The organism is Nonomuraea rosea (assembly GCF_039539705.1).
GTDB lineage: Bacteria > Actinomycetota > Actinomycetes > Streptosporangiales > Streptosporangiaceae > Nonomuraea > Nonomuraea rosea.
Map to the genome: position 1 here is coordinate 119838 of NZ_BAABDQ010000020.1, position 21870 is coordinate 141707.

The following is a 21870-nucleotide window of genomic DNA, read 5'->3' on the forward strand; positions in this document are numbered from 1 at the left end:
TTCCCCGGAAGATCCTCCATTGACACTTAGGACCGCCTCCGCCGTAATAGAACTTAATTCGGGAGGTGTCCTATGAAACTCGGCCTCAATCTCGGCTACTGGCAGCGGAACGCGGACGACGCGACCGAGTCGGTGCTGGCCGCCGAGCGGCTCGGCTACGACTCGGTGTGGACGGCCGAGGCGTACGGCAGCGATGTGTTCACGCCCTTGGCCTGGTACGGAGCGCGTACGAGCCGCATCAAGCTGGGCACCTCGATCGCCCAGATCTCGGCCAGGCCGCCCGTCACGACGGCGATGACCGCGATGACCCTCGACCACCTCACCGGCGGCCGCCTGCTGCTCGGCATCGGCGCGTCCGGGCCGCAGGTCGTGGAGGGCTGGTATGGCCAGCCGTTCGCCAAGCCGCTGGCCAGAACGCGCGAGTACGTCGACATCATGCGCCAGGTGTGGCGCCGCGAGGAGCCGGTCACGGGAGACGGCCCGCACTATCCCCTGCCGCTGCCGGGCGGCCTGGGCAAACCGCTCAAGTCCATCACCCATCCGCTCCGCCGTGACATCCCCGTCTATCTCGGCGCGGAGGGCCCCAAGAACGTCGCCCTGGCCGCCGAGCTGGCCCAGGGCTGGCTGCCGCTGTTCGCGTTCCCCGCCAAGATCGAGGAGATGTACGGCGAGGCGCTGTCCGGCGCCGCCGAGGGCTTCGACGTGGCCGCCATGGTGATGGTGGTGATCTCCGACGACGTGCGCGCCGCCCTGGACGGCGTGAAGATGATGCTCACGCTCTACATCGGCGGCATGGGGGCCAAGCAGCGCAACTTCCACGCCGACATCATCGGCAGGATGGGCTACGCCGAGGCCGCCGAGCACATCCAGGCGCTCTACCTGGCCGGGCGCAAGGACGAGGCGTTCCAGGCGATCCCGGACGAGCTGGCCGACGGCATCTCACTCGTCGGCCCGCCCGGCCGGATCAAGGAACGCCTGGAGCTCTGGCACAAGAGCCCGGTCACGAGCCTGCTGGTGATGGGCCCGCGCGACGAGCCCTCGCTGAAGCTGGTCCGCGACCTGGTGCTCGGCTGACTAGTCGGGGCGGGGCGCGGGGTCGGCGGTGACCGACCGCAGCAGCGGCCTGCTCAGCGCGCCCGCCCCGATCACGCCGGCGAACCCGGCGGCCACGCAGCCCAGCAGCGTGATCATCCCGACCACGCTCACCGAGCCCAGCATGAACGGCATCCCGCAGAACACCCCCACCAGGATCGCCCCGCCGCCCATCACCGTCAGCGGGATGAGCGTCTCCGCGCGCCTGGCACCGTCCAGCACCTCCAGCGGCGTGCCCGCCAGCCGCAGCAGCCCGTACGTCTGCCGCCGGTCCAGGACCGACGACGCCGCCGTGATCCCCGCGCTGGCGATGGCCACCAGGAACGACACCGACAGCACGACGATCGTGCCCACCCGGACGTCGTCCAGGATCTGGGTGCCGAAGCGCTGGTCGTCGTCCTGGGTCGTGGGCGTGCGGCCGGGCACGATCCCGGTCAGCGCGGTGCGCGCCCGGTCGATGACGGCCGCGTCGGCGCTGCTGCCGAGTGCCGCGGCCACGACGTTCTTCGTGGACTTCACGGTGGCCGTGACCTTGGCCGCCGCCAGCCGTTCACGGGCCTGATCGGCCACCTGCGCCACCTGCCCGGCCGGCGCGGTGACGCGGAGCTGGGGCGGTGCGCCGTCGCCGGCGAACGCACCCGGGCTGAGCAGTCCGAGGAAGCCCGCCACGAAGCCGGTCAGCGCCACGCCGCTCACGGTGCGCCAGGCGGAGCGAGGATCGTCCACCAGGCGGCGGCCGGCCAGCAGCCGGGCCGGCTTGCGCGCGCCACCCGCGGTGATCCGGCCGATCAGGCCGACCACCCAGGGTCCCGCCAGGTTGATGCACAGGAACGCCAGGGCGAGCGCGACGGCGATGAGCGTGACGCTGGATCCCCTGCTCAGCAGGGGGAAGACGGCCAGCACGGCCAGCAGGGCGAGCACCCGTACGAACCGCATGGCGGGCGGCGTCTCCCGCTTGGCCACGCCGAGCGGGCTGACCACGACGCGCCGCAGCCCCGCCACCGCCGACAGCCCCACCAGCAGCGGCACCGCCACCAGCACCGCGGCCAGGTGCAGCGGCTCGGGGAACAGGTCGGAGACGAACCACGGGCCGCCCTGCATCTCGATGCCGGACAGCAGCGGCACGGCCAGGGCGAAGACGGCGGCCCCCGTGAGCGCGCCGGCCAGCGCCACGATCACCGCCTCCGCCACCGTCATCCCGGCCACCTGGCCGGGCGTGGCCCCGATCAGCCTGAGCGCGGCCAGCCGCTGGTCGCGCCTGGCCACCGTGAGCCGGGCCGCGGCGCCGCCGAACACCAGCAGCGGCACCACCATGAGCACGCTCGCGATGAGCGTGAGCACCCGGTACGCCTCCGCGTCCTCGCTGGGCGTGCCCGCCAGCCCGGACACCTTGACGGGCGGCTTGGCGATGATCCAGTCGTCGCTGCGCGCCGCCGTCATCTCCGGTGCCGCAGGCTCGTGGCCGACGACCGCGACCAGCTCGTCCGGATGGACCAGCGCCGCGTCGCCGAGCACGCCCGCCGGGTCCGGGTAGCGCTTGGCGAGCTGGTCGGCGGGTAGTTCCTTGGCCAGTTCGGCCAGGGCGGGCGACAGCCACACCTCGCCGGGCGCGGGGAAGCGCGGCATGCCGGGCGGCACCGGCGCCCGGCCGAGATCGGCCAGATCGACGACCGTGATCGCCTGGTCGCGGACGAAGTCGAAGCGCGACGCCTCGATCGCGACCGCGCTCTCCCCCGCGCCCGCGGGCACGGGGTTGCGCCAGGCGCCGCGCTCGGCCCTGGCCTCGAAGGCGGAGTTCGCGGCCACGGCGAACAGCAGCAGCGCCGTGGACACGGCGACGGCGCCCAGCGTGAGCCAGGTGCCCAGCATCCCCTTGCGGCCGCCGCCCCTGAGCAGCCGCCAGGCCAGTCCGAGATTCATGCGGGCACCCCGCCCGCCAGCAGCTGGCCGTCGCGGACCTCGACGGTGCGGTCGCACCAGGCGGCCACGTTCGGGTCGTGGGTGACCACGATGAGGGAGGCGTCGTTGTGCCTGGTCGCCTCCACGAGCAGGCGCATGGTGTCCTGCCCGGTCCGCTGGTCGAGCGCCCCCGTGGGCTCGTCGGCGAACACGACGGCCGGCTTGCTCACCAGCGCCCTGGCGATGGCCACCCGCTGCGCCTGGCCGCCGGACAGCTCGCCCGGCCGCCTGGACTCCATGCTCTGCAGGCCGAGGGGCGCGAACCACTCCCGCGCCTGACGTACCGCCTGGGCCCGTGCCACGCCGCCCAGCATGAGCGGGAGCGCCACGTTCTCCTCCGCGGGCAGCTCGGGCAGGAGCTGCCCGAACTGGAAGACGAAGCCGAAGCGGGTACGGCGCAGCGCGCTGCGCTTGCGCTCGCCCATGGCGTCGATGCGCTGCCCGAGCAGGTGCACCTCGCCCGCGTCCGGCTTCATGATCCCGGCCAGGCAGTGCAGCAGGGTCGACTTGCCGGAGCCGCTCGGGCCCATGATCGCCACGGCCTCGCCGGCCCGTATCGCGATGTCCACGCCGCCCAGGGCGACCGTCTGCCCGAACCTCTTGGTCAGGGCTCGTCCAACAAGCACGTCGTTCATGGCGTCCAGCCTCGCGGCGGCGCGGGGTCCGGCGGATCGTCCGTGCGACCATAACCGCCTCGGCCGAACGGCTGATCCTTAGAGTTGAGAGCGTGACTATTCGGGTTCTCATCGCCGACGACCAGCAACTGGTGCGCACCGGCTTCCAGATGATTTTGGACGCTCAACCGGACATGGAAGTCGTGGCCGCCGTGGCCGACGGCGCGGAGGCGGTGTCCGAGGCCCGGCGGCTGAGGCCGGACGTGTGCCTGCTCGACATCAGAATGCCCAAGCTCGACGGGCTGGAGGTGACCAGGGCCCTGGCCGGGCCCGGGGTCGAGCGCCCCCTGAGGGTGGTCATCGTCACCACGTTCGACCTGGACGAGTACGTCTACGGCGCGCTGCGCTCGGGCGCCACCGGCTTCCTGCTCAAGGACAGCGGGCCCACGCTGCTGATCGAGGCCGTCAGGGCCGCCGCGGCCGGGGACGCGCTGGTGTCGCCGTCGGTGACCGTACGGCTGTTGCAGCACCTGTCCCAGCCCCGGCGGGCCATGCCCCCGGCGAGCGATCCGCTGACCGATCGCGAGCTGGACGTCGTGCGCCTGGTGGCCAGGGGACGCACCAATCAGGAGGTGGCCGGGGAGCTGTTCGTGTCGCTCTCGACCGTCAAGACGCACCTGGGCAGCATCCAGGCCAAGCTCGGTGTCCGCAATCGAGTTGAAATCGCAGCTTGGGCGTGGGAATCCGGCGTGGTGAGCTGATTAACAGCGGGGCTCCCGGGATACAAGTGAATCAGAACCTCAGCGCATGGCCCGGGGGGAGAACAACGTGCGCTACACCCAGACACTGCCTGTCAGAGCAGCCTCCGCCGTCTATGTGACGCTTGCCGCCCACGTCCTTTCCCTCGGGGCTCTAGTGATCTTCGAGCTGTCCCGCGGCCGCCGGCTCGCCGCCCAGCTCGCCGCGTTCGGCGGCCGGCCCCAGGGAGCGGACGCGGAGGCGGTGGTGGGGGCGGTGACGATGTTCGCGGTGCTGATGATGCTGGTGGCGGGCACCTCGATCGCCGCCGCCGCCGCCTACGTGACCTGGCTCGTACGCGCCAGGCAGGCCAACGACCGCTCGGCGGCCTCCGGCCCGGTGGCCGCCGCCTGGCTGATCCCGGGCCTCAACCTGGTCGCGCCCGCCGTGCTGGTGGACGAGGTGTGGCGGCGCACCAGGCCGCCCGCCGGGCAGCGGGGGCGGTGGCTCGCGCTGCTCACCGGATGGTGGGTGAGCTGGCTGGCCACGCTGGCGCTGGTCACGATCCGGCTGCCGCTCGACTCGTCCGCCGGCGACCTGACGGGGGTGGGGGTGCCCGAGCTGGCCTGCTCGGCGGTGGCCGCCCTGCTGTGCGCGACCACCGTGCGCGAGCTGACCCGGCTCCAGCAGGCCGCCCGCACCTGCAGGGCCGAGCCTGAGACCGTACGCGCCTTCTCGCCGCAGCCGTCCACGGGCAGCACGCCGATCGGGCACACGGGCTAGATCGGGCATACGGGCTAGGCCGCCGTCGGACCCGAGCTGCCCTGGCTGGCGTGCCAGAGCTTCCTGGGCGGCCCGGAGATGGCCGGGCCGAGGTCGGAGTAGGGCGAGAGCCTGAAGCCGTTGGCGTACTCGATCCTGCGCCCGCCGACCCCCGCGAGATCCTCGGGAGTCCGGGCGAGCATGGCGCGGACCGCCTCGACGCCCTGGGCGCGCCACAACGCGTCCAGGTCCGTCAGGTTCCAGCAGTCGACGGCGCGCATCGACACCGCTCGGGTGCCCGTGCGCCTGACCACCCCCCTGGCCAGCATGAGCCACGAGCCGAACACCGTCGCCGCGCACCGCCCCTGCACCGACTCGAAGAACGTCAGGTCGATCGGCCCCGTCGAGTCGTCGAGCGTGGTGAAGATGACACGCTGGCCCGAGCGCACCGCCGGGGTCTGTGTCGCCACCTTGACCCCCGCGACCAGCACCTCCGCCCCGTTGCGCTGCGCGAGCAGGTCTCTGGACCTGACCACGCCGAGCGCGTCGAGCAGCTCGTCGTGGAAGCTGATGACGTGGCGGCTGATGTCGATGCCGAGGATCTCCAGCTCGGCCTCGACCATCTCCGTCTCCGTCATCTCGGGCAGCTCGCCGGGCGGCAGGTGCTCGCTGAACCCCAGCGGGAGCTGCACCGACGGCTGCGCGGCCGGCCGCGAGGAGAGATCCAGGTGCGAGGTGTAGCGCTTGGACTTGCGCGGGCCCGCCCGCACGCCGATCGCCGAGGCCCGGTCGAGCGCCCCGACCTGGGCGATCAGGTCACGCCTGGTCAGCTCGCCGGGACGCCATCGCGGGCCGCCCGGGTGCAGGTCGTGGAGCGCGTCCAGGCCGCCGACCTGGACGATCCGCTCGATCGTGGGCCGCGAGGGCCTGGCACGGTCCCAGAAGTCGGCCAGCGACGTGTACGGCTGCCCGGCGACCATCCGCTCGACCTCGGCCTCGCTCACTCCCTTGATCGCCGAGAACGGGACCCGCAACGCGTACCCTCTGCCGATCTCCCCGATCTTGAAGTCTCTGACCCGGCGCCGCGCGTCGCCGCCCAGGGCGGCGGGGCGCACGCGCACCTGGACGCGCGGCCCGAGCCGCTCCACCCGCCAGTCCTTGCCGGACTTGTTGATGTCGAGCTGCAGGATCTTGACCCCGCACTGCCTGGCCTCGTCGATGATGACGCGCGGCGGGTACATGCCGGGCTCGTGCGTGAGCACCCCGGCGAAGAACGCCGCCGCGTGATGCCGCTTGAGCCACGCCGACTGGTAGGTGGGCAGCGCGAACGCCGCCGCGTGCGCCTTGCAGAACCCGAACGCCCCGAACGCGTCCAGCACCTGCCAGGCCCGCTCCACCGCCGCGTCGTCGAAGCCGCCGGCCTTGGCCATGGGCACGAACGTCTTGCGCACCCGCTCCCGTCCCTCCGGCGTGGACAGCGTGCGCCGCAGCTTCTCGGCGAACGACAGGTCCTGCCCGGTCATCACCGAGATGATCTTCAGCACCTGCTCGTGGAACACCACGACACCGTGCGTCTCCTTGAGCGCCTCCCGCAGTTTCTCGTGCGGATAGTACGGTTGCCGCCACCCATGCCTGGCCTCCAGATAGGGGGTGACCATGTCGGAGTTGACCGGCCCCGGCCTGAACAGCGAGATGTCCACGATGAGGTCGTGCATCCTGCGCGGCTCCAGCTTGGCGACCAGCTCGCGCTGCCCAGGCGACTCGATCTGGAAGCAGCCGAGGGTCCTGGAGGCGCAGATCATGTCGTAGGTCTCCTGGTCGTCGTGCGGCACGTACTGCACGTCCGGGTCGCCGCCCTGCTGCGCGTCCAGCTCGACCACGACGTCGTCCACCCGCTTGATCTCGCTCAGCGCGTACGACAGGGCGGACTGCATCCGCACGCCCAGCACGTCGAGCTTGAGCAGCCCGGCCTCCTCCACGTCGTCCTTGTCGAACTGCGACATCGGGAACTCCAGCATGCTGCGCTCCACCGGCGTCCTGTCGCGCAGCCCCGCGTTGCCGATCAGCACGCCGCACGGGTGCAGCGCGATGTGCCTGGGCAGCCCGTCCAGCTTCTCCGCCAGCCGGAACACCCGGTCCAGCCCCGCCTCCCCGAGCCGGCTCTCGCGCAGCTCGGGCAGGTCGGCCAGGGACGCGGTGATCTGCCTGGCCCTGATGTGCGGGAACGCCTTCGCGATCGCGTCGATCTCGTGCGGGGGCAGGCCCATCGCCCCCGCGACGTCGCGGATGGCGCTGCGCGCCCGGTAGGTCTCCATCATCGACACGCAGGCCACCCGCGCCTCGCCGTACCGCTCGAAGATGGCCTGGTAGCAGTCGAGCCTGCGGGCGGATTCGACGTCCACGTCGATGTCCGGCAGCCCGATGCGGCCCTCCGAGAGGAAACGCTCCATGAGCAGGCCGTGTTCGAGCGGGTTCACCTCGCCGATGCCGATGAGGTAGTTGACCAGGCTGCCCGCTCCTGAGCCGCGGATGGCGCAGCGGATGCCCATGCCGCGGATCATGTCCGTGATGCCGGCCACGGCTATGAAATATCCGGACAGGCGTTTCTTCTCGATCACGGCCAGCTCGTCCATCAGGCGTTCCCTGGCATCGTCCGAGCGGCCGAGCCCGCGCCTGAGCAGCCCGTCCTCGACCCGGTGGCGCAGCAGCGGCACCGGGTCGCGGCCGATCTCGGGCAGGTGCAGGTTGGGCGGGTCGTTCTTCAGCGCGAGCAGCTCGGCCGGCTCGATCGCGCACGCCTCGGCCAGCCGCCTGGTGGTGAACAGCAGCCGCGCGACCCGCTCCTGGTCCGCGCCGCAGACCTTGGCCGCCACCTGCCACATCTCCTTGGTGCTCTTGAGATAGGCGTGCGAAGTGGTGCGTTCCAGGTGGCGCGGGTGCAGGGGGACGAGCTGACGGGCCGCGTCGAGCACGTCGCCCACCTGGTGGTCAGCCGGGTCGAGGTAGCGGGCCGCGTTGGTCAGCACGGCCGGCACGCCCATGGACTCGGCCAGGCCGAGCATGCGGACGGCCGTGGTGGCGTCGCGGAAGCCGTACTGGTCGACCAGCTCGATCACCACGCCGGGCACCGCGGAGCGCCACAGGCCGAGCAGCGTCCTGGCCTGCTCCTCGCGCCGCGCGGCCACCGCCCTGCCCACGTCGGACCGGGGGCCGAGCAGCACCACGAGCCCGTCCTCGTCACCGAGCCCGTGCTCGCCGCCGCGCCCCTCCCCCGGGCCGCCCGCCCATTCGCCGACCAGCTCGCGGGTCACCTTGGGCGCGCCGCGCTCGCCCGCGTGGTGCGCGGCCGTGACCAGCCGGCACAGGCGCGACCAGCCGCCGGAGCGGGCCAGCACCGTGACGCGGTCCTCGGACTCGGGACCGGTCCTGGGCCTGGGCGTCCTGATCCCCGGGACCGGGCTGAAGGCCGAGGCGGGGAGGTCGAGCGCCAGGTTCACGCCGAAGACCGGGGCGATGCCGGCCTCCGCGCACGCCTGGGCGTGCTTGATCGCACCGTAGAGCCCGTCGCGGTCGGTCAGCGCCAGGATGTCCATCCCGTGCTCGGACGCCCGCTTCACCAGCGCCTGCGGGAAGGCGGTGCCGTAGCGCATGGAGTACGCGGAGCACACGTTGAGGTGCGGGAAGGGGGGCGCCATCAGTCCCACGCCCGCAACAGCAGCCAGCCGTTGCTGGCGGTGTCGTATCTCAGCTCGTACGAGCCCACCTCGCGCCCGGGACTGGCCTCCACCCGCCAGAACTGACGCTCGCCGGGGTCGCCCTCACCGGTCTTCCACCACTCGCGCGCGACCACCCAGTGGTCGAGAACGTTGCGAACGAGATAGAGCCGGTCGCGCCAGACGAACTGGGTCGGCTCCCCGTCCCTGGTCCACACCTCTATCGGATCGCCATAGAGTCTGCTCAAGACGCTTCTCCCCGCGGCTCTGGTCCGTATGCTGAGCCACCCGGGGGAAGACGGGCGCTTACGACTCGAACATATGTTCTTACGCCCCGAAACGCAAGTCGCCCGCCCGCCGGACGAGCGGGTTGGCGCCGATCGAGTTGCGGATGCTGAAGGTCACGCTGCCGGGGCGGTAGCGGTCGTCCGACGACTCCACGGGCCTGCCCTCGTGCGTGGTCGTGGTCCTGCGCTGCCGCAGGAGCGGGCTGCCCCGGCGCACCCCCAGCAGCCTGGCGTCCTGCGCCCCGGCGGGGACCGCGTCGATGAGATGCTCGCCGTAGGCGAACACCAGCCCGATCGAGTCGTACAACGCCTCGGTGACCGACTCGCAGCCGGCCGGCAGCCCTTCGACGGCGCCGGCCACCCACCCGGCGTACACCGTCCGCTCGACCAGCACCGGCTCGTCCTCCAGCGAGCGCAGGCGCAGCACCTCCAGCACCTCTCCAGGGCCGAGCCTGGCGGACTCGGCGCCGCTCGCGCGCCTGCGGCGCTGGCCGATCACCTGGCCGCCGAAGCGGTAGCCGTTGGCGCGCGCCCACTGCGCGAAGCTGTGCAGCTCGGCGAAGCTCTGGCTGCGGTCGTTGCCGAGCACGATGCGCCTGGCGCCCTGCCTGGAGCCGACCAGGCCCTCGGCGGCCAGCACGGCCACCGCCTGGCGCACGGTCCCGCGGGCCGCGCGGAAGCGTACGGCCAGCTCGGACTCGCTCGGGAGCTGGGAACCGACCGGATGCGCACCGGTCAGGATCTCGTCCCGCAGCTCATCAGCGATCCGTTCATAGCGAGCAACCATCCCCGACCCTTCCCATTCACGAAAGAGCAATATTTATGCGACTTACTAGTGCTCGCTTGTTTGTACAAGTTCCCTTAAGTTCTTTCCACACCCCCTGGAAAGTGGAGGCGTCGTGTTCACATCTCGCGCCCGTTCGGCCGGCGTTGTCGCAGCCCTCACCGTAGTCACCGCGGCATGCGGCGCCGCCCCCAGCACCCAGCAGACCACTCAGGCGTCGGGAGGCGGTGTGAACGCGGCCACCGCCGCCTCCGCCGCCGATTTCGGCGGATTCGACAAGCTCGTCGAGGCGGCCAAGAAGGAGGGGAACCTCCACGTCATCGCCCTGCCCCCCGACTGGGCCAACTACGGCGAGATCATCGAGAAGTTCCAGGCCAAGTACGGCATCAAGATCGAGAGCGAGACCCCCGACGCGGCCAGCGCGGACGAGATCAACGCCGTGAAGACCCGCAAGGGCCAGGACCGCGCGCCCGACGTGCTGGACCTCGGTCAGTCGTTCGCGATCAGCGGCGCCAAGGAGGGGCTGTTCGCCCCGTACAAGGTGCAGGCGTTCGACAAGATCCCCGAGGGGCAGAAGGAGGCCACCGGGCTCTGGGTCAACGACTACGGCGGCTACGTGTCCATCGGCTGCGACGCGAAGAAGATCACCGCCTGCCCGGCGAGCTTCGCCGACCTGCTCAAGCCCGAGTACAAGGGCAAGGTCGCGATGAACGGCAATCCCACCAAGTCCGGCTCGGCCTTCGCCGGCGTGTACGCGGCCTCCATCGCCAGCGGCGGCTCCTTCGACGACATCCAGCCCGGCATCGAGTTCTTCAAGAAGCTGAAGGACGCCGGCAACTACAACCCGGTGGAGACCACGCCCGCCACCATCGAGAAGGGCGAGACCCAGATCAGCATCGACTGGGACTACAACAACGCCGCCTACGCGCCCCAGATGGCGGCCAAGGGCCTCGACTGGAAGGTCAACGTGCCCACGGACGGCAAGTACTTCCAGATGTACGCCCAGGCCGTCAACAAGGACGCCCCGCACCCGGCCGCCGCGCGGCTGTGGCAGGAATACCTGTACAGCGCCGAGGGCCAGAACCTCTACCTCAAGGGCTTCGCCCGTCCCGTCCTGCTGCCCGCGATGAGCGCCGACGGCACCTCGGACAAGACGCTGGAGGAGAAGCTGCCCGCGGTGGAGGGCACTCCCACGTTCCCCACGACCGAGCAGGTGGACGCGGCCAAGGCCAAGCTGGCCAGCGGCTGGGACGCCGCGATCTCGGGATGACCCGCTCCCGTTCGAGGGGCTGGCTGGGCGCGCTGCCGCTGCTGGCGTTCTTCGCATTCGTGTTCGGCGTCCCCGCCATCGCGCTGGTGGCGGGGGCGTTCACGGCGCAGGGGCGGCCGAGCCTGGCGAACCTGTCGCAGAGCCTGCAGGGCGGCTACCTCACCGCGATGATCGGCAGCGTCAAGCTGTCGGCCGTGGTCGCGCTGCTGGGGGCCGTGCTGGGGACGTTCTTCGCCTCCGCCGTCGTGACCTCCCGCTTCACCCTGCTGCGCGAGGCCGTGCTGACGGCCTCGGGCGTGCTGGCCAACTTCGGCGGCGTGCCGCTGGCCTTCTTCTGGATCGCCACGCTCGGCAACTCCGGCGTGATCAGCGGAATGGCCGGGCTGCCGTCGGGCTCCCTGTACACGTTCTGGGGCCTGGTCGTGGTCTACCTGTACTTCTCGATCCCGCTGATGGTCCTGGTCATGGCGCCGGCGCTGGACGGGCTGCGGCCGCAGTGGCGCGAGGCGGCGGCCAGCAGCGGCGCGAGCTCCTGGCACTACTGGCGCTTCGTCGCGCTGCCCGTGCTGGCGCCCGCGATGCTGGGCGGTGTGGTGCTGCTGTTCGGCTCGGCCTTCTCCGCCTACGCCACCGCGAACGCCATGGTCGGCACCGTCGTGCCGCTCGTCACGCTGAAGATCGCCAGCGCGCTCACCGGAGACGTGCTGGTCGGCTACGAGAACATCGCGCTGGCCCTCAGCGTGGACATGGTCGTCGTGGCCGGGCTGGTGATGGCGATCTACCTGCCGCTGCAGAAGAGGAGCTCCCGATGGTTGCACTGACCGGCCTGGAGCGCGTCTCGGGGACCGCCGCCCGGCCGAGGGTGTGGCGCGGGGTGGTGTTCCTGCTGGCCGCGGCCTACTTCCTCATCCCGCTGTGCGCCTCGCTCTGGTACACGGTCTACACGCCGACCACCGGGGTGTCGCTGTCGGCGTACGGCGAGCTGCTGACGGCCGAGGGCTTCGTGCGGTCGCTGGCGCTGTCGCTGTCACTGGCGGTCGCGACCATCGTGCTGGTGCTGCTGCTCGCACTGCCCGCGATGCTCGCCGTACGGCTCTTCGCGCCGCGGCTGCGGCCCGTCATGGAGGTGCTGTGCACGGTGCCGCTGGTGGTGCCGCCGATCACGTTCGTGGCCGGGATCGGCACGTCGCTGCGCACCGGGACCGAGGTGCTCGCGCCCACGCCGTTCTGGGGCACGCTGATCGCGGTGCAGGATCCGGCGTTCCCCGTCGTGCTGGTGCTGGCGTACGTGGTGCTGGTGCTGCCGTTCGTCTACCGGTCGCTGGACGCGGGGCTGCGCACGATGGACGTGCGGACGCTGGTGGAGGCGGCGCGCAACCTGGGGGCCTCGTGGCCCTGCGTGCTGGTGCGGGTGATCGTGCCCAACCTGCGCTCGGCGCTGGCCAGCGCGTCGTTCCTGACGCTGGCGCTGGTGCTGGGCGAGTACACCGTCGCCAGCCTGCTGGGGTACGAGCCGTTCGCGGTGTGGATCGTGACGGTCTCCGGGTCCAAGGGGCAGCTCTCCGTCGCGGTCTCCATCCTCAGCCTCCTGCTCATCTGGCTGCTGCTGCTCGCCGTGTCGACCGTTTTTGGGAAGGAAAAGGGGAAATGACCGCATCGGTGGAGTTTCGCGGGCTGCGGCGGGTGTTCGGCAAGACGGTCGCGCTGGACGGCTTCGACCTGACCGTCTCCCCCGGCGAGTTCGTCGCCCTGCTGGGGCCCTCCGGGTGCGGCAAGACGACGGCGCTGCGGTGCGTGGCCGGGTTCGAACGGCCGGACTCCGGGGCGGTGCTGGTGGACGGCCGGGACATCACGGATGTTCCGGCCAGCAAGCGGGACGCGGGCATGGTGTTCCAGTCGTACTCCCTCTTCCCCAACCTGAACGCCCGCGACAACGTCGCCTTCGGCCTGCGCGTACGCAAGGTGCCCACGGCCACGAGGCGGACGAAGGCGGACGAGCTCCTCGAAATGGTCGGCCTGCCTGCACACGCCGACCGCTACCCGCACCAGCTCTCCGGTGGCCAGCAGCAGCGCGTCGCCCTGGCCCGCGCGCTGGCCCTGGAGCCCCGCGTCCTGCTGCTGGACGAGCCGTTGTCGGCACTGGACGCCAAGGTACGGGTGGCGCTGCGCGAGGAGATCCGGCGGCTGCAGCTCGGCCTCGGCATCACCACCATCTTCGTCACGCACGACCAGGAGGAGGCGCTGTCCATCGCCGACCGGGTGGCGGTGCTCCGGGACGGGCGGCTCGAACAGGTGGGCCCGCCCGCCGAGGTCTACGACCGGCCGGCCACGCCGTTCGTGGCCGAGTTCGTCGGCACCATGAACCATCTGGCCGGGCGCGTCTCGGGCGATCAGGTCACGGTGCTCGGCCAGCTCCTGCCGCTCGACGGTCCCGCTCCTGCGGATCCGTCCGTGGACGTGCTGATCCGTCCGGAGGCGGTGCGGATCGTGCCCGCCGCCGACGGTCCCTCCGAAGTGCTCGCCGCGTCCTTCCGCGGTGCCTCTGTGCGCCTCAGGGTGGCCGTGGAGGGCGGCGAGGTGCTCGCGGACGTGCCGGGGCACGAGGCGGCCCGGCTCGGGCCCGGGACACGCGTCACGGTCCGGCTGGTGGAGCGCCCTGTCCTGGTGGCGGCGCGCACGGTCACGGTCCCCGTACCCGTCATCGCCGCCGATGCCGTCTGACCTCGCGGGGCTCGACGCCGTCCTGCTGGACATGGACGGCACGCTGGTGGACACCGAGGGACTGTGGTGGGAGGCGGCCGCCGCCGTCGCCGCGTCCCTCGGGCGGCCGCTCGGGCCCGCCGACCTGCCCCACGTCCATGGGCGGACGATCGAGGACGTGGCCCGCCACCTGCTCGGGGACGATCCCGGCCGGCAGGAGGTGGCCGGGCGGCTCACCGACGCGTTCGCCGAGCGGGTCGGGCGGGAGGTGACGCTCATGCCGGGCGCATCGGAGCTGCTGGCCGGGCTCGCCGCGACCGCCGTCCCGACCGCCCTGGTCAGCGCGTCGCCCCGGAGCATCGTGGAGCTGGTGCTGCCGCGGCTGGGGCACGCGTTCGACCTGGTGATCGCGAACGAGGACACGGTGCGGGGCAAGCCGTACCCGGATCCGTACCTGGAGGCGGCCCGCCGGCTCGGCGCGGCCCCGCGGCGGTGCGTCGCCATCGAGGACAGCCCGGCGGGCATCGCGGCGGCCACCGCGGCGGGCTGCCACGTGCTGGTCGCGGGGCCGGAACGCGGCCTGCCCACGCTCGACCGCCTGCGCGCCTCCTTCCGGTGAAAGGCCTGTCTCCCCAATGGGGTCTGCGGTTACCGGGCCCGTGTCGGTAAGCTTGCCCGGCGTGAACGGTGAAACCTCCCACATCGGGCGCTACAGGCTGCTGAGCGTGCTGGGCCGGGGTGGGATGGGGACGGTCCATCTCGCCGAGGACCCCGCCGGCCAGCGGGTCGCCGTCAAGGTGATCAACCCGGAGCTCAGCCAGCACGAGCAGTTCCGCATGCGCTTTCGCAGGGAGGCCGACGCGGCGCAGCGGGTGCGCAGGTTCTGCACGGCCGCGGTGATCGAGGCCGCGCTCGACGGCGGCCTGCTCTACGTGGTGACCGAATACGTGCCGGGCCCGAACCTGGAGGAGGCCGTACGCCAGTCGGGGCCCCTGCGCGGCTCCAGCCTCGACGCGCTGGCCGTCAGCGTGGCGACCGCGCTGACCGCCATCCACGGGGCCGGGGTGGTGCACAGGGATCTCAAGCCGTCCAACGTGCTGCTGTCCCCCGTCGGCCCGCGGGTGATCGACTTCGGCATCGCGCGGGCACTCGACACCCTCGGGGGTGTCACGGGCACCGGCGAGCTGGTCGGGACGCCCCGCTACATGGCCCCCGAGGTGCTGCGGGGCGATCCGGTGTCGCCGGCCTGCGACGTGTTCTCCTGGGGCTGCCTGGTCGCGTACGCGGCCAGCGGGCGGGCGCCCTTCGGCGGCGACACGCTGCCGGCGATCGTCTACCAGGTGCTCAACACCGAGCCGAAGCTGGACGACGTCGAGCCCGGTCTGCGTGAGCTGGTCGGGGCCGCGCTGCAGAAGGACCCGGCTCTGCGGCCGACCGCTCAGCAGCTGCTCGACCACCTCGTCGGGCGCTCGGCCGCGCCTGAGCAGGCGGCGCACACCGTACAGGTGGCCTGGCAGCGCGCGACCACGCCGTTCACCGGGGCCATGCCCAGCGGCGCCAAGCGGCGCGGCCGGCTGATCGCCGTCCTCGCGGCGGCCGTCGCGCTGCTCGTGGCCGGGTCCGTGACCGCCTGGGCGGTGCTCAGCCCGAGCGGGCCGCCCGACGACCTGGGCGTGCTCTATCGCGAGGACTTCACCCAGACCTCCGGCGGCTGGAACGGGACCTACGATCCCGACGAGAGCGCGAGCTACGGCTACCGTACGGACGGGACGTACGGGCTGGACGTGGAGGAAGGGTACGAGGAGCGGTGGGCCAAGGCTCCCATCCCCTTCCTCATCGCCACGCCGACGACCACGCCGGACCCGTCGGCCACGCCCACGCCGATGCTGCCCTCGACCGTCGTCGTCGCCGTCACCGCCGAGGTCAAGAAGACGACCGGGACGGGCGAATACGGCATCTACTGCCACAACTCCGACAATGACGACACCTACTACGAGTTCGCGCTCGACACGACGGGCAAGGCGCGGATCCGCCGCATCGTGGACGGGTCCGGCGGGACGCTGGCCCAGCCGGTGCAGGTGGAGGGGCTGCCCGGCAAGGCCAGGATCGTGGCGTCGTGCGAGCAGTCCGGGTCTGCGGTGCGGCTGACGATGTGGGTGAACGATCAGCGGGTGCACGAGGTGGACGACCCCAACGGCATCGGGAACGGGTATGTGGGGGTGTTCGCGCGTACGCCCAAGGGGAGCGAGTCGCTGCTGAAGACGACGTTCGACGACTTCGAGCTGCGCGGTAAGAAGGAGCCCTGACCCGCCTCGCGGGGCCCTGCTCGAAGGCTTGAGGCAACCAGCCCCGTAGAACCCGGCTCCCGCCCTGTGGGACCCCGGCTTGTGGGACCCCGGCTTGTGGGACCCCGCCTCACAGGACCGCGGCCTACAGGACGCCGGCTCGGGCTGCGGCGAGTGCCGCGTCGGCGGCCCGGTCGGCGTCCCGCTCGGTCACCGGCTCGTGCGCGACGAACAACCGGTAGTAGACCGGGGCGACCGCGACCCTGATCACCTCCCGCACATCGACCACGTCGGGCAGCTCACCCCGGGCGATCGCCCGCCGCACCACCTCGGCCGACTGCTCGTGGCGGGCCATGAAGAAGTCGTGCAGCGCCCGAGCCGCATCCGCGTCCTGTACGGCGGCCGCCACGAACGCCGCCGACACCGGCCCCAGCTCCGGATCATCGAACCCGCTGCGCACCAACTGGACGATGCCCCGCAGGTCACCCTCGATCGAGCCGGTGTCGGGGATCGGCCACGGCTCGTCCGTGGCCAGCTCAAGCGCGTCGGAGATCAGCCCCGCCACATTGCCCCAGCGCCGGTAGACCGTCGTCTTGTGCACGCCTGACCGCTCGGCCACGTTCTCGACCGTCAGCCCCCGGAAGCCGTGCTCGGCCAGCTCACCGAGCGTGGCCTGCCGTACGGCGTCACGCACCCGGGCGCTCCGCCCGCCTGGACGCTTGTTCGTTTCCAAAAACTACTCCAGTTGCGTTAACCTTGCCCGCATGGCACACTAAAGCTACAACAGTTGCGATTGGAGTTCCATCCTGATCAGCCTCAAAAAGGTTTCCAAGTCCTACGGCGTGCGGGCGGTCCTCACCGGCGCGAGCATGTCCGTGGGGGCGGGCGAGCGCGTGGGCATCGTCGGCGAGAACGGCTCGGGCAAGTCCACTCTGCTGCGGCTGCTGGCCGGGGTCGAGCAGCCCGACGACGGCGAGATCACGCTGCCGGAGGACACGGGCTACCTCGGCCAAACGCTGGAGCAGACCCTCAACCTGCCGTACCCACCGGCACCCGCCCAACCGCACGGACAGCCGCCGCACGAGCAGTCACCCAGCCTGCCGCACAGACAGTCGCCGCACGTGCCGCACGAGCACACGTCCGCCCTGTCCCACGAGCAGCCATCCGGCCTGCCGCACGATCGGACGTCCGACCTCCCGGACGAACGGGCGTCCAACCTCCCGCACGATCGGACGTCCAACCTCTCGGACGATCGGACGTCCAACCTCCCGGACGAACGGGCGTCCAACCTCCCGGACACCCACGGAGAACCGTCCGGCCGCCCCCTCCCCCTGCTCGGCCACACGGTCCAGGAGGCGATCGACGCTGCGCTCAGCGATCTGCGGGCCATGGAGGCGAGGATGCGGGAGCTTGAGTCCGCACTCACCGACGAGGTCATGGACGAATACGGCGAGCTGCTCACGGCGTACGAGCTGCGAGGCGGTTACGAGGCGGACGCGCGGGTGGACAAGGCGTTCCACGGCCTCGGGCTGGCCCACGTGGGCCGCGAGCGGGTGCTGTCGAGCCTGTCGGGCGGCGAGCGCGCCCGGCTCGGCCTGGCCTGCGTGCTGGCCGCCGCACCCCGCGTGCTGCTGCTCGACGAGCCGACCAACCACCTGGACGAGTCGGCGCTGACCTGGCTGGAAGACCGGCTGCGCGAGCACAGGGGCGCGGTGGTCGTCGTGTCCCACGACCGCATCTTCCTGGACCGGATCGCCACGGCGGTGCTCGAAGTGGAGGAGGGCTCCATCACGCGCTTCGGCGGCGGCTACACGGGTTTCCTCGCCGCCAAGGCGGCGGCCAGGGCGCGCTGGGAGCAGTCCTACGCCGCCTGGCAGGAGGAGCTGCGGCAGCTGCGGGAGCACGCGGCAACGACCGCCCACCGGGTGGCTCCCGGGCGGATGATGCGCGACAACAACAAGATGGCCTATGACCGGAATGCCGGGCGGGTGCAGAGCTCGGTGGCCAGCCGGGTCCGCAACGCGTACGAGCGGCTGCGCAGGCTGGAGGACGACCCGGTGCCGAGGCCGCCGGATCCGCTCCGCTTCCACGGCGCGTTCGGCAGCCGGTCAGCGGGCTCGCGCACGCTCGTCGAGCTGCGCGACGTCCAGGTCGGCGACCGGCTGCACGTCGGCTCGCTGACGATCGGGAGCGGCGACCGGCTGCTGGTCCGTGGCGCCAACGGCGCGGGCAAGTCCACGTTGCTGCGGACCATCGCCGAGCACGCTCGCGGACGGGTCGGCCACTTGCCGCAGGAGGACGCGTTCGACCCGGATCTGACGGTGCCGGCCGCCTACGGACACGGCTACCCGGACGAGCGCAGGGCGGCCCTGCTGAGCACCGGCCTGTTCAAGGCGCATACGCTCGACCAGAAGGTGGGCGCGCTGTCGGTGGGGCAACGACGCCGGCTGGCGCTGGCCAGGCTGCTCGCGGGCGAATACGACCTGCTGCTGCTCGACGAGCCGACCAACCACCTGTCGCCGGTTCTGGCCGAGGAGCTGGAGCAGGCACTCGCCGACTACCGTGGCGCACTCGTCGTGGTGTCGCACGATCGTGCGCTCACCCGGCGCTTCGAAGGAAACGAGATCCAGCTCGCAGGGGGGCGCATATGCTGACCATGATCGACGCAGGCGGGCCGTACGGCATCGCGACCGGGCCCGATGGGGCACTTTGGTTCACGCTCGTTCATCAGGGGCGTATCGGCAGGCTGGTGCCCGGTCAGGATCCGGTGATCCATCAGCTCGACCCGGCCGACGGGTTGCCGACCGTGATCGTGCCGGGGCCTGACGGGGCGATGTGGTTCACCGAGTACAAGGGCGGGCGGGTCTGCCGCATCACCGCCGACGGGCAGGTGACGGCCCATGTGACGAGCTCACCATACGGGCTGGTCGCGGGCCCTGACGGCGCTATGTGGTTCACCCAGCTGGAGACCGGGAAGATCGGCCGCATCGGGCCCGACGGGGCGCTGACGTCGTTCGACGTGCCGGTGGAGGGTGGCATGCCGTCCTTCATCACCACGGGTCCCGACGAGGCGCTCTGGTTCACCCTCAACCAGGGCAACGCCATCGGGCGCATCACGCTGTCGGGCGAGGTGAGCATTCATCCCCTCCCCACGGAGGGGGCCGCGCCGGTGGGGATCACGCTCGGGCCGGACGAGGCGCTCTGGTTCGTCGAGATCGGCGCGGGCCAGATCGGGCGGATCGACGCATCCGGCAAGATCACCGAATACCCGCTCCCCGACCGGACCGCCCGTCCGCACGCCATCGTCCGGGGCCCTGACGACGCCCTCTGGTTCACGGAGTGGGGCGCCAACCGGCTCGGCCGCATCACCGTCGACGGCACCATCGACGAACACCCGCTCCCTGAGTTCGAGCAGGCCGAGGCAAGCGAGGGTGGCGCGGAAGGTGAGGGTGCGGCGCGCAAGGGCGAGCCGCACGGGCTGACGGTGGGTCCGGACGGGGCCATCTGGGTGGCCCTGGAGGCCGGCGCCCTGGCCCGATTCCCCTGACCCCGCCGAGCCCCACCGGCAACCACCATCCTCACGGGGGCAAGGAAGCGCCTGCCACCGCCAAGGGGGCTCTGGGCGCCTGGCTGCGCGTACGGGCGTCCCAGCGCGCGACGTCCCGGCGTCCCGGCGTGCGTCCCGGCGTGTGTCCCGGTGTCCCCGCGTACAGGCGTCCCGGCGTTCGGCGTCCCGGCGTGCGGGCGGGCGGGCGTGCGTTCGGACGTGCGTCCCGGTGTCCCCGCGTGCAGGCGCACGGGCATCCGGCGTGCAGGCGTCCCGACCTGTGGCGTCCCGGGGTGCGGGCTGGCGCTCCACCCCGTCTCGCATCTCCGCGCCCCGGTGTCTCCGCGTGCAGGCGCGAAGGCGTCCCGACGCGTCCCCGCCTCCAGGTGTGCAGGCCAGCCCCCGCCCCCGTGTCCCGGGGTTTGCGGGCAGTTGGGGTCAGGGCGGAGTGCTGTGGTAGGTCCGAGAGCGAAGGCGGGCTGGTCAGTGGGGTGTGCTGGGGGTGGGTGGCGGGTGCGGGCGGGGGCGGAGTTGACTAGGGGCATGCATGCCATCACCATTTCCGCCCAGGGCGGCCCCGAGGTACTCGAATATGTCGAGCGTCCCGACCCCGTCCCCGGTGACGGGGAGATCGTGGTCGACGTCGCCGCCAGCGGTGTGAACTTCATCGACATCTACCACCGCTCCGGCGCGTACCCGCTCAATCTGCCCATCACCATCGGGTCCGAGGGCGCGGGGACCGTCTCCGCGCTCGGCCCCGGCGTGGACGGCGTCGCCGTGGGCGACACCGTGGCCTGGGCCAGCGTGCTCGGGAGCTACGCCGAGAAGGCCGTCGTGCCCGCCGGCCGGGCCGTACCCGTGCCGGACGGCGTTCCGGCCGAGGTGGCCGCCGCGGCGATGCTGCAGGGGCTGACCGCCCATTACCTCACCCACTCCACCCACGAGGTACGCCCGGGCGACCAGGTGCTCGTGCACGCCGGAGCCGGCGGCATGGGGCAGCTGCTGGTCCAGCTCGCCAAGCTCAAGGGCGCCAAGGTGTACACCACCGTCTCCACCAGCGAGAAGGAGAAGCTGGCGAGGGAGGCGGGGGCCGACGAGGTCCTGCGGTACGAGGACTTCGCCGAGGCCCTGAGCGGCAAGATCGACGTGGTGTACGACGGCGTCGGGGCGGCCACGTTCGACGGCGGCCTTCAGGCGCTGCGCCCGCGCGGCCTCATGGCTCTTTACGGCGCCGCCAGCGGCCCCGTCCCCCCGGTCGATCCCCAGACGCTGAACAAGCAAGGCTCCCTCTTCCTCACCAGGCCCACGCTCGTCCATTACATCGCCGAACGCGCTGAGCTGCTCCAGCGCGCCTCCGACCTGTTCGGCTGGATCGCGTCGGGCAAGCTCGCCGTCAACGTCTCGCACCGCTACCCGCTGGCCGAGGTTCGCCAGGCGCACGAGGATCTCGCGGGCCGCCGGACAACAGGGAAGCTCATCCTCATACCCTGACCGGTATGGACATCGCAGGATCGATCTGGTCGTTCGCCGCCGTGGTGGCGCTCCTCACGCTCACCCCCGGCCTCGACACGGCTCTCATCCTGCGTACGTCGCTGCTGGCAGGCCGGCGCCCCGCCTGGGGTGTGACGCTGGGCATCCAGCTCGGCACACTCGTCTGGGGCGTGCTGACCGCGGCGGGGCTGTCGGCGCTCCTGGCGGCCTCGCAGCCGGCCTACGACGTCCTGCGCTGGGCCGGCGCGGCGTACCTGGTGTGGATGGGGTTGCGCATGCTCCTGGTCAAGGACGGGCCGGAAGGTCTTCCCGAGCAGGAGGCGGTGGGGTTCGGGAAGGGGTTCACCCGCGGGCTGGTCACGAACCTGCTCAACCCCAAGGTCGGGGCGTTCTACGTGGCGATGCTGCCCCAGTTCATCCCGGCCGAGGCCCCGCACGCGGTCATGGGGCTGCTGCTGGCCGGGGTGCACGTGGCCGAGGGGCTGGTGTGGAGTGTCGTGCTGATCGGGTTCGCGTCGTTGATGAGCGGTTTTCTGCGTACGCCTGCCGTGCGGCGTTTCCTCGACCGTCTGACCGGCGTGGTGATCATCGGTTTCGGCGTCCGGCTGGCGTTGATCGACGATTGAGC

At 71.7% G+C, this 21870-nt stretch carries 19 protein-coding genes; 13 read left to right on the top strand and 6 right to left on the bottom strand.

All coding sequences use genetic code 11. The features are described from left to right. Positions 1-72 precede the first annotated feature (72 nt). Positions 73-1074 carry an LLM class F420-dependent oxidoreductase gene (locus ABEA43_RS37290; protein WP_345569421.1) on the top strand — a complete coding sequence of 334 codons (1002 nt, stop codon included), beginning with the start codon at positions 73-75 and terminating at the stop codon, positions 1072-1074. Here the strand turns inward: ABEA43_RS37290 and ABEA43_RS37295 are convergent, their stop codons facing one another. Next, complete coding sequence (locus tag ABEA43_RS37295; RefSeq protein WP_345569423.1) at positions 1075-3012, bottom strand: FtsX-like permease family protein; 1938 nt, start codon at positions 3010-3012, stop codon at positions 1075-1077. Continuing rightward, complete coding sequence (locus ABEA43_RS37300; RefSeq protein WP_345569425.1) at positions 3009-3686, bottom strand: ABC transporter ATP-binding protein; 678 nt, start codon at positions 3684-3686, stop codon at positions 3009-3011. Before ABEA43_RS37300 ends, ABEA43_RS37295 begins: the two co-directional genes overlap by 4 nt. A gap of 92 nt (positions 3687-3778) precedes the next feature. Between ABEA43_RS37300 and ABEA43_RS37305 the strand changes: the two genes are divergently transcribed. Beyond that, on the top strand, positions 3779-4426 hold the full coding sequence (locus ABEA43_RS37305; RefSeq protein WP_345569426.1) for a response regulator: 648 nt from the start codon (positions 3779-3781) through the stop codon (positions 4424-4426). A 46-nt stretch (positions 4427-4472) separates the two neighbouring features. Beyond that, complete coding sequence (locus ABEA43_RS37310) at positions 4473-5186, top strand: DUF4328 domain-containing protein (RefSeq protein WP_345569428.1); 714 nt, start codon at positions 4473-4475, stop codon at positions 5184-5186. Positions 5187-5200: 14 nt separating this feature from the next. On the opposite strand, the gene ABEA43_RS37315 is transcribed toward ABEA43_RS37310, so the two are convergent. From ABEA43_RS37315 to ABEA43_RS37325, 3 genes are all read right to left on the bottom strand, one after another. Next, a complete protein-coding gene (locus tag ABEA43_RS37315) occupies positions 5201-8860 on the bottom strand; it encodes a DNA polymerase III subunit alpha (RefSeq protein ID WP_345569429.1) in 3660 nt (1219 codons plus the stop codon). After that, positions 8860-9126, bottom strand: a complete 267-nt coding sequence (locus ABEA43_RS37320) for a DUF6504 family protein (protein ID WP_345569431.1) — start codon at positions 9124-9126, stop codon at positions 8860-8862. The genes ABEA43_RS37315 and ABEA43_RS37320 overlap by 1 nt, the downstream gene beginning before the upstream one ends. Positions 9127-9205: 79 nt before the next feature. Then, complete coding sequence (locus ABEA43_RS37325) at positions 9206-9952, bottom strand: GntR family transcriptional regulator (protein WP_345569433.1); 747 nt, start codon at positions 9950-9952, stop codon at positions 9206-9208. 226 nt (positions 9953-10178) lie between these two features. Here ABEA43_RS37325 and ABEA43_RS37330 point away from each other — a divergent pair, with 226 nt between their 5' ends. From ABEA43_RS37330 to ABEA43_RS37355, 6 genes are all read left to right on the top strand, one after another. Next, positions 10179-11219 (top strand): ABC transporter substrate-binding protein, encoded by a 1041-nt coding sequence (locus ABEA43_RS37330; protein ID WP_345569435.1) that lies wholly within the window; start codon positions 10179-10181, stop codon positions 11217-11219. Beyond that, a complete protein-coding gene (locus ABEA43_RS37335; protein ID WP_345569437.1) occupies positions 11216-12040 on the top strand; it encodes an ABC transporter permease in 825 nt (274 codons plus the stop codon). The genes ABEA43_RS37330 and ABEA43_RS37335 overlap by 4 nt, the downstream gene beginning before the upstream one ends. Then, complete coding sequence (locus ABEA43_RS37340; protein WP_345569440.1) at positions 12028-12870, top strand: ABC transporter permease; 843 nt, start codon at positions 12028-12030, stop codon at positions 12868-12870. Before ABEA43_RS37335 ends, ABEA43_RS37340 begins: the two co-directional genes overlap by 13 nt. Continuing rightward, complete coding sequence (locus ABEA43_RS37345) at positions 12867-13940, top strand: ABC transporter ATP-binding protein (protein WP_345569442.1); 1074 nt, start codon at positions 12867-12869, stop codon at positions 13938-13940. The genes ABEA43_RS37340 and ABEA43_RS37345 overlap by 4 nt, the downstream gene beginning before the upstream one ends. Further along, positions 13930-14538, top strand: a complete 609-nt coding sequence (locus ABEA43_RS37350; protein WP_345569443.1) for an HAD family hydrolase — start codon at positions 13930-13932, stop codon at positions 14536-14538. Before ABEA43_RS37345 ends, ABEA43_RS37350 begins: the two co-directional genes overlap by 11 nt. 61 nt (positions 14539-14599) lie before the next feature. Continuing rightward, positions 14600-16225: a serine/threonine-protein kinase gene (locus ABEA43_RS37355; RefSeq protein ID WP_345569445.1), complete on the top strand. Its 1626-nt coding sequence runs from the start codon at positions 14600-14602 to the stop codon at positions 16223-16225. Between the two features lie 124 nt (positions 16226-16349). On the opposite strand, the gene ABEA43_RS37360 is transcribed toward ABEA43_RS37355, so the two are convergent. Further along, entirely contained in the window at positions 16350-16898 is a 549-nt protein-coding gene (locus tag ABEA43_RS37360) for a TetR/AcrR family transcriptional regulator (RefSeq protein ID WP_345569447.1), read from the bottom strand. 115 nt (positions 16899-17013) lie between these two features. On the opposite strand from ABEA43_RS37360, the gene abc-f reads away from it, so the two are divergent. The 4 genes from abc-f (at position 17014) to ABEA43_RS37380 (ending at position 21868) form a co-directional block, all read left to right on the top strand. Continuing rightward, positions 17014-18858, top strand: coding sequence for a ribosomal protection-like ABC-F family protein (gene abc-f, locus ABEA43_RS37365; RefSeq protein ID WP_345569613.1), 1845 nt, complete (start codon positions 17014-17016; stop codon positions 18856-18858). 2 nt (positions 18859-18860) lie between these two features. Continuing rightward, positions 18861-19751, top strand: a complete 891-nt coding sequence (locus tag ABEA43_RS37370; protein ID WP_345569449.1) for a Vgb family protein — start codon at positions 18861-18863, stop codon at positions 19749-19751. 543 nt (positions 19752-20294) lie between these two features. Then, a complete protein-coding gene (locus ABEA43_RS37375) occupies positions 20295-21242 on the top strand; it encodes a quinone oxidoreductase family protein (RefSeq protein WP_345569451.1) in 948 nt (315 codons plus the stop codon). Between the two features lie 5 nt (positions 21243-21247). After that, positions 21248-21868: a LysE family translocator gene (locus ABEA43_RS37380; protein ID WP_345569453.1), complete on the top strand. Its 621-nt coding sequence runs from the start codon at positions 21248-21250 to the stop codon at positions 21866-21868. Positions 21869-21870: the final 2 nt, after the last annotated feature.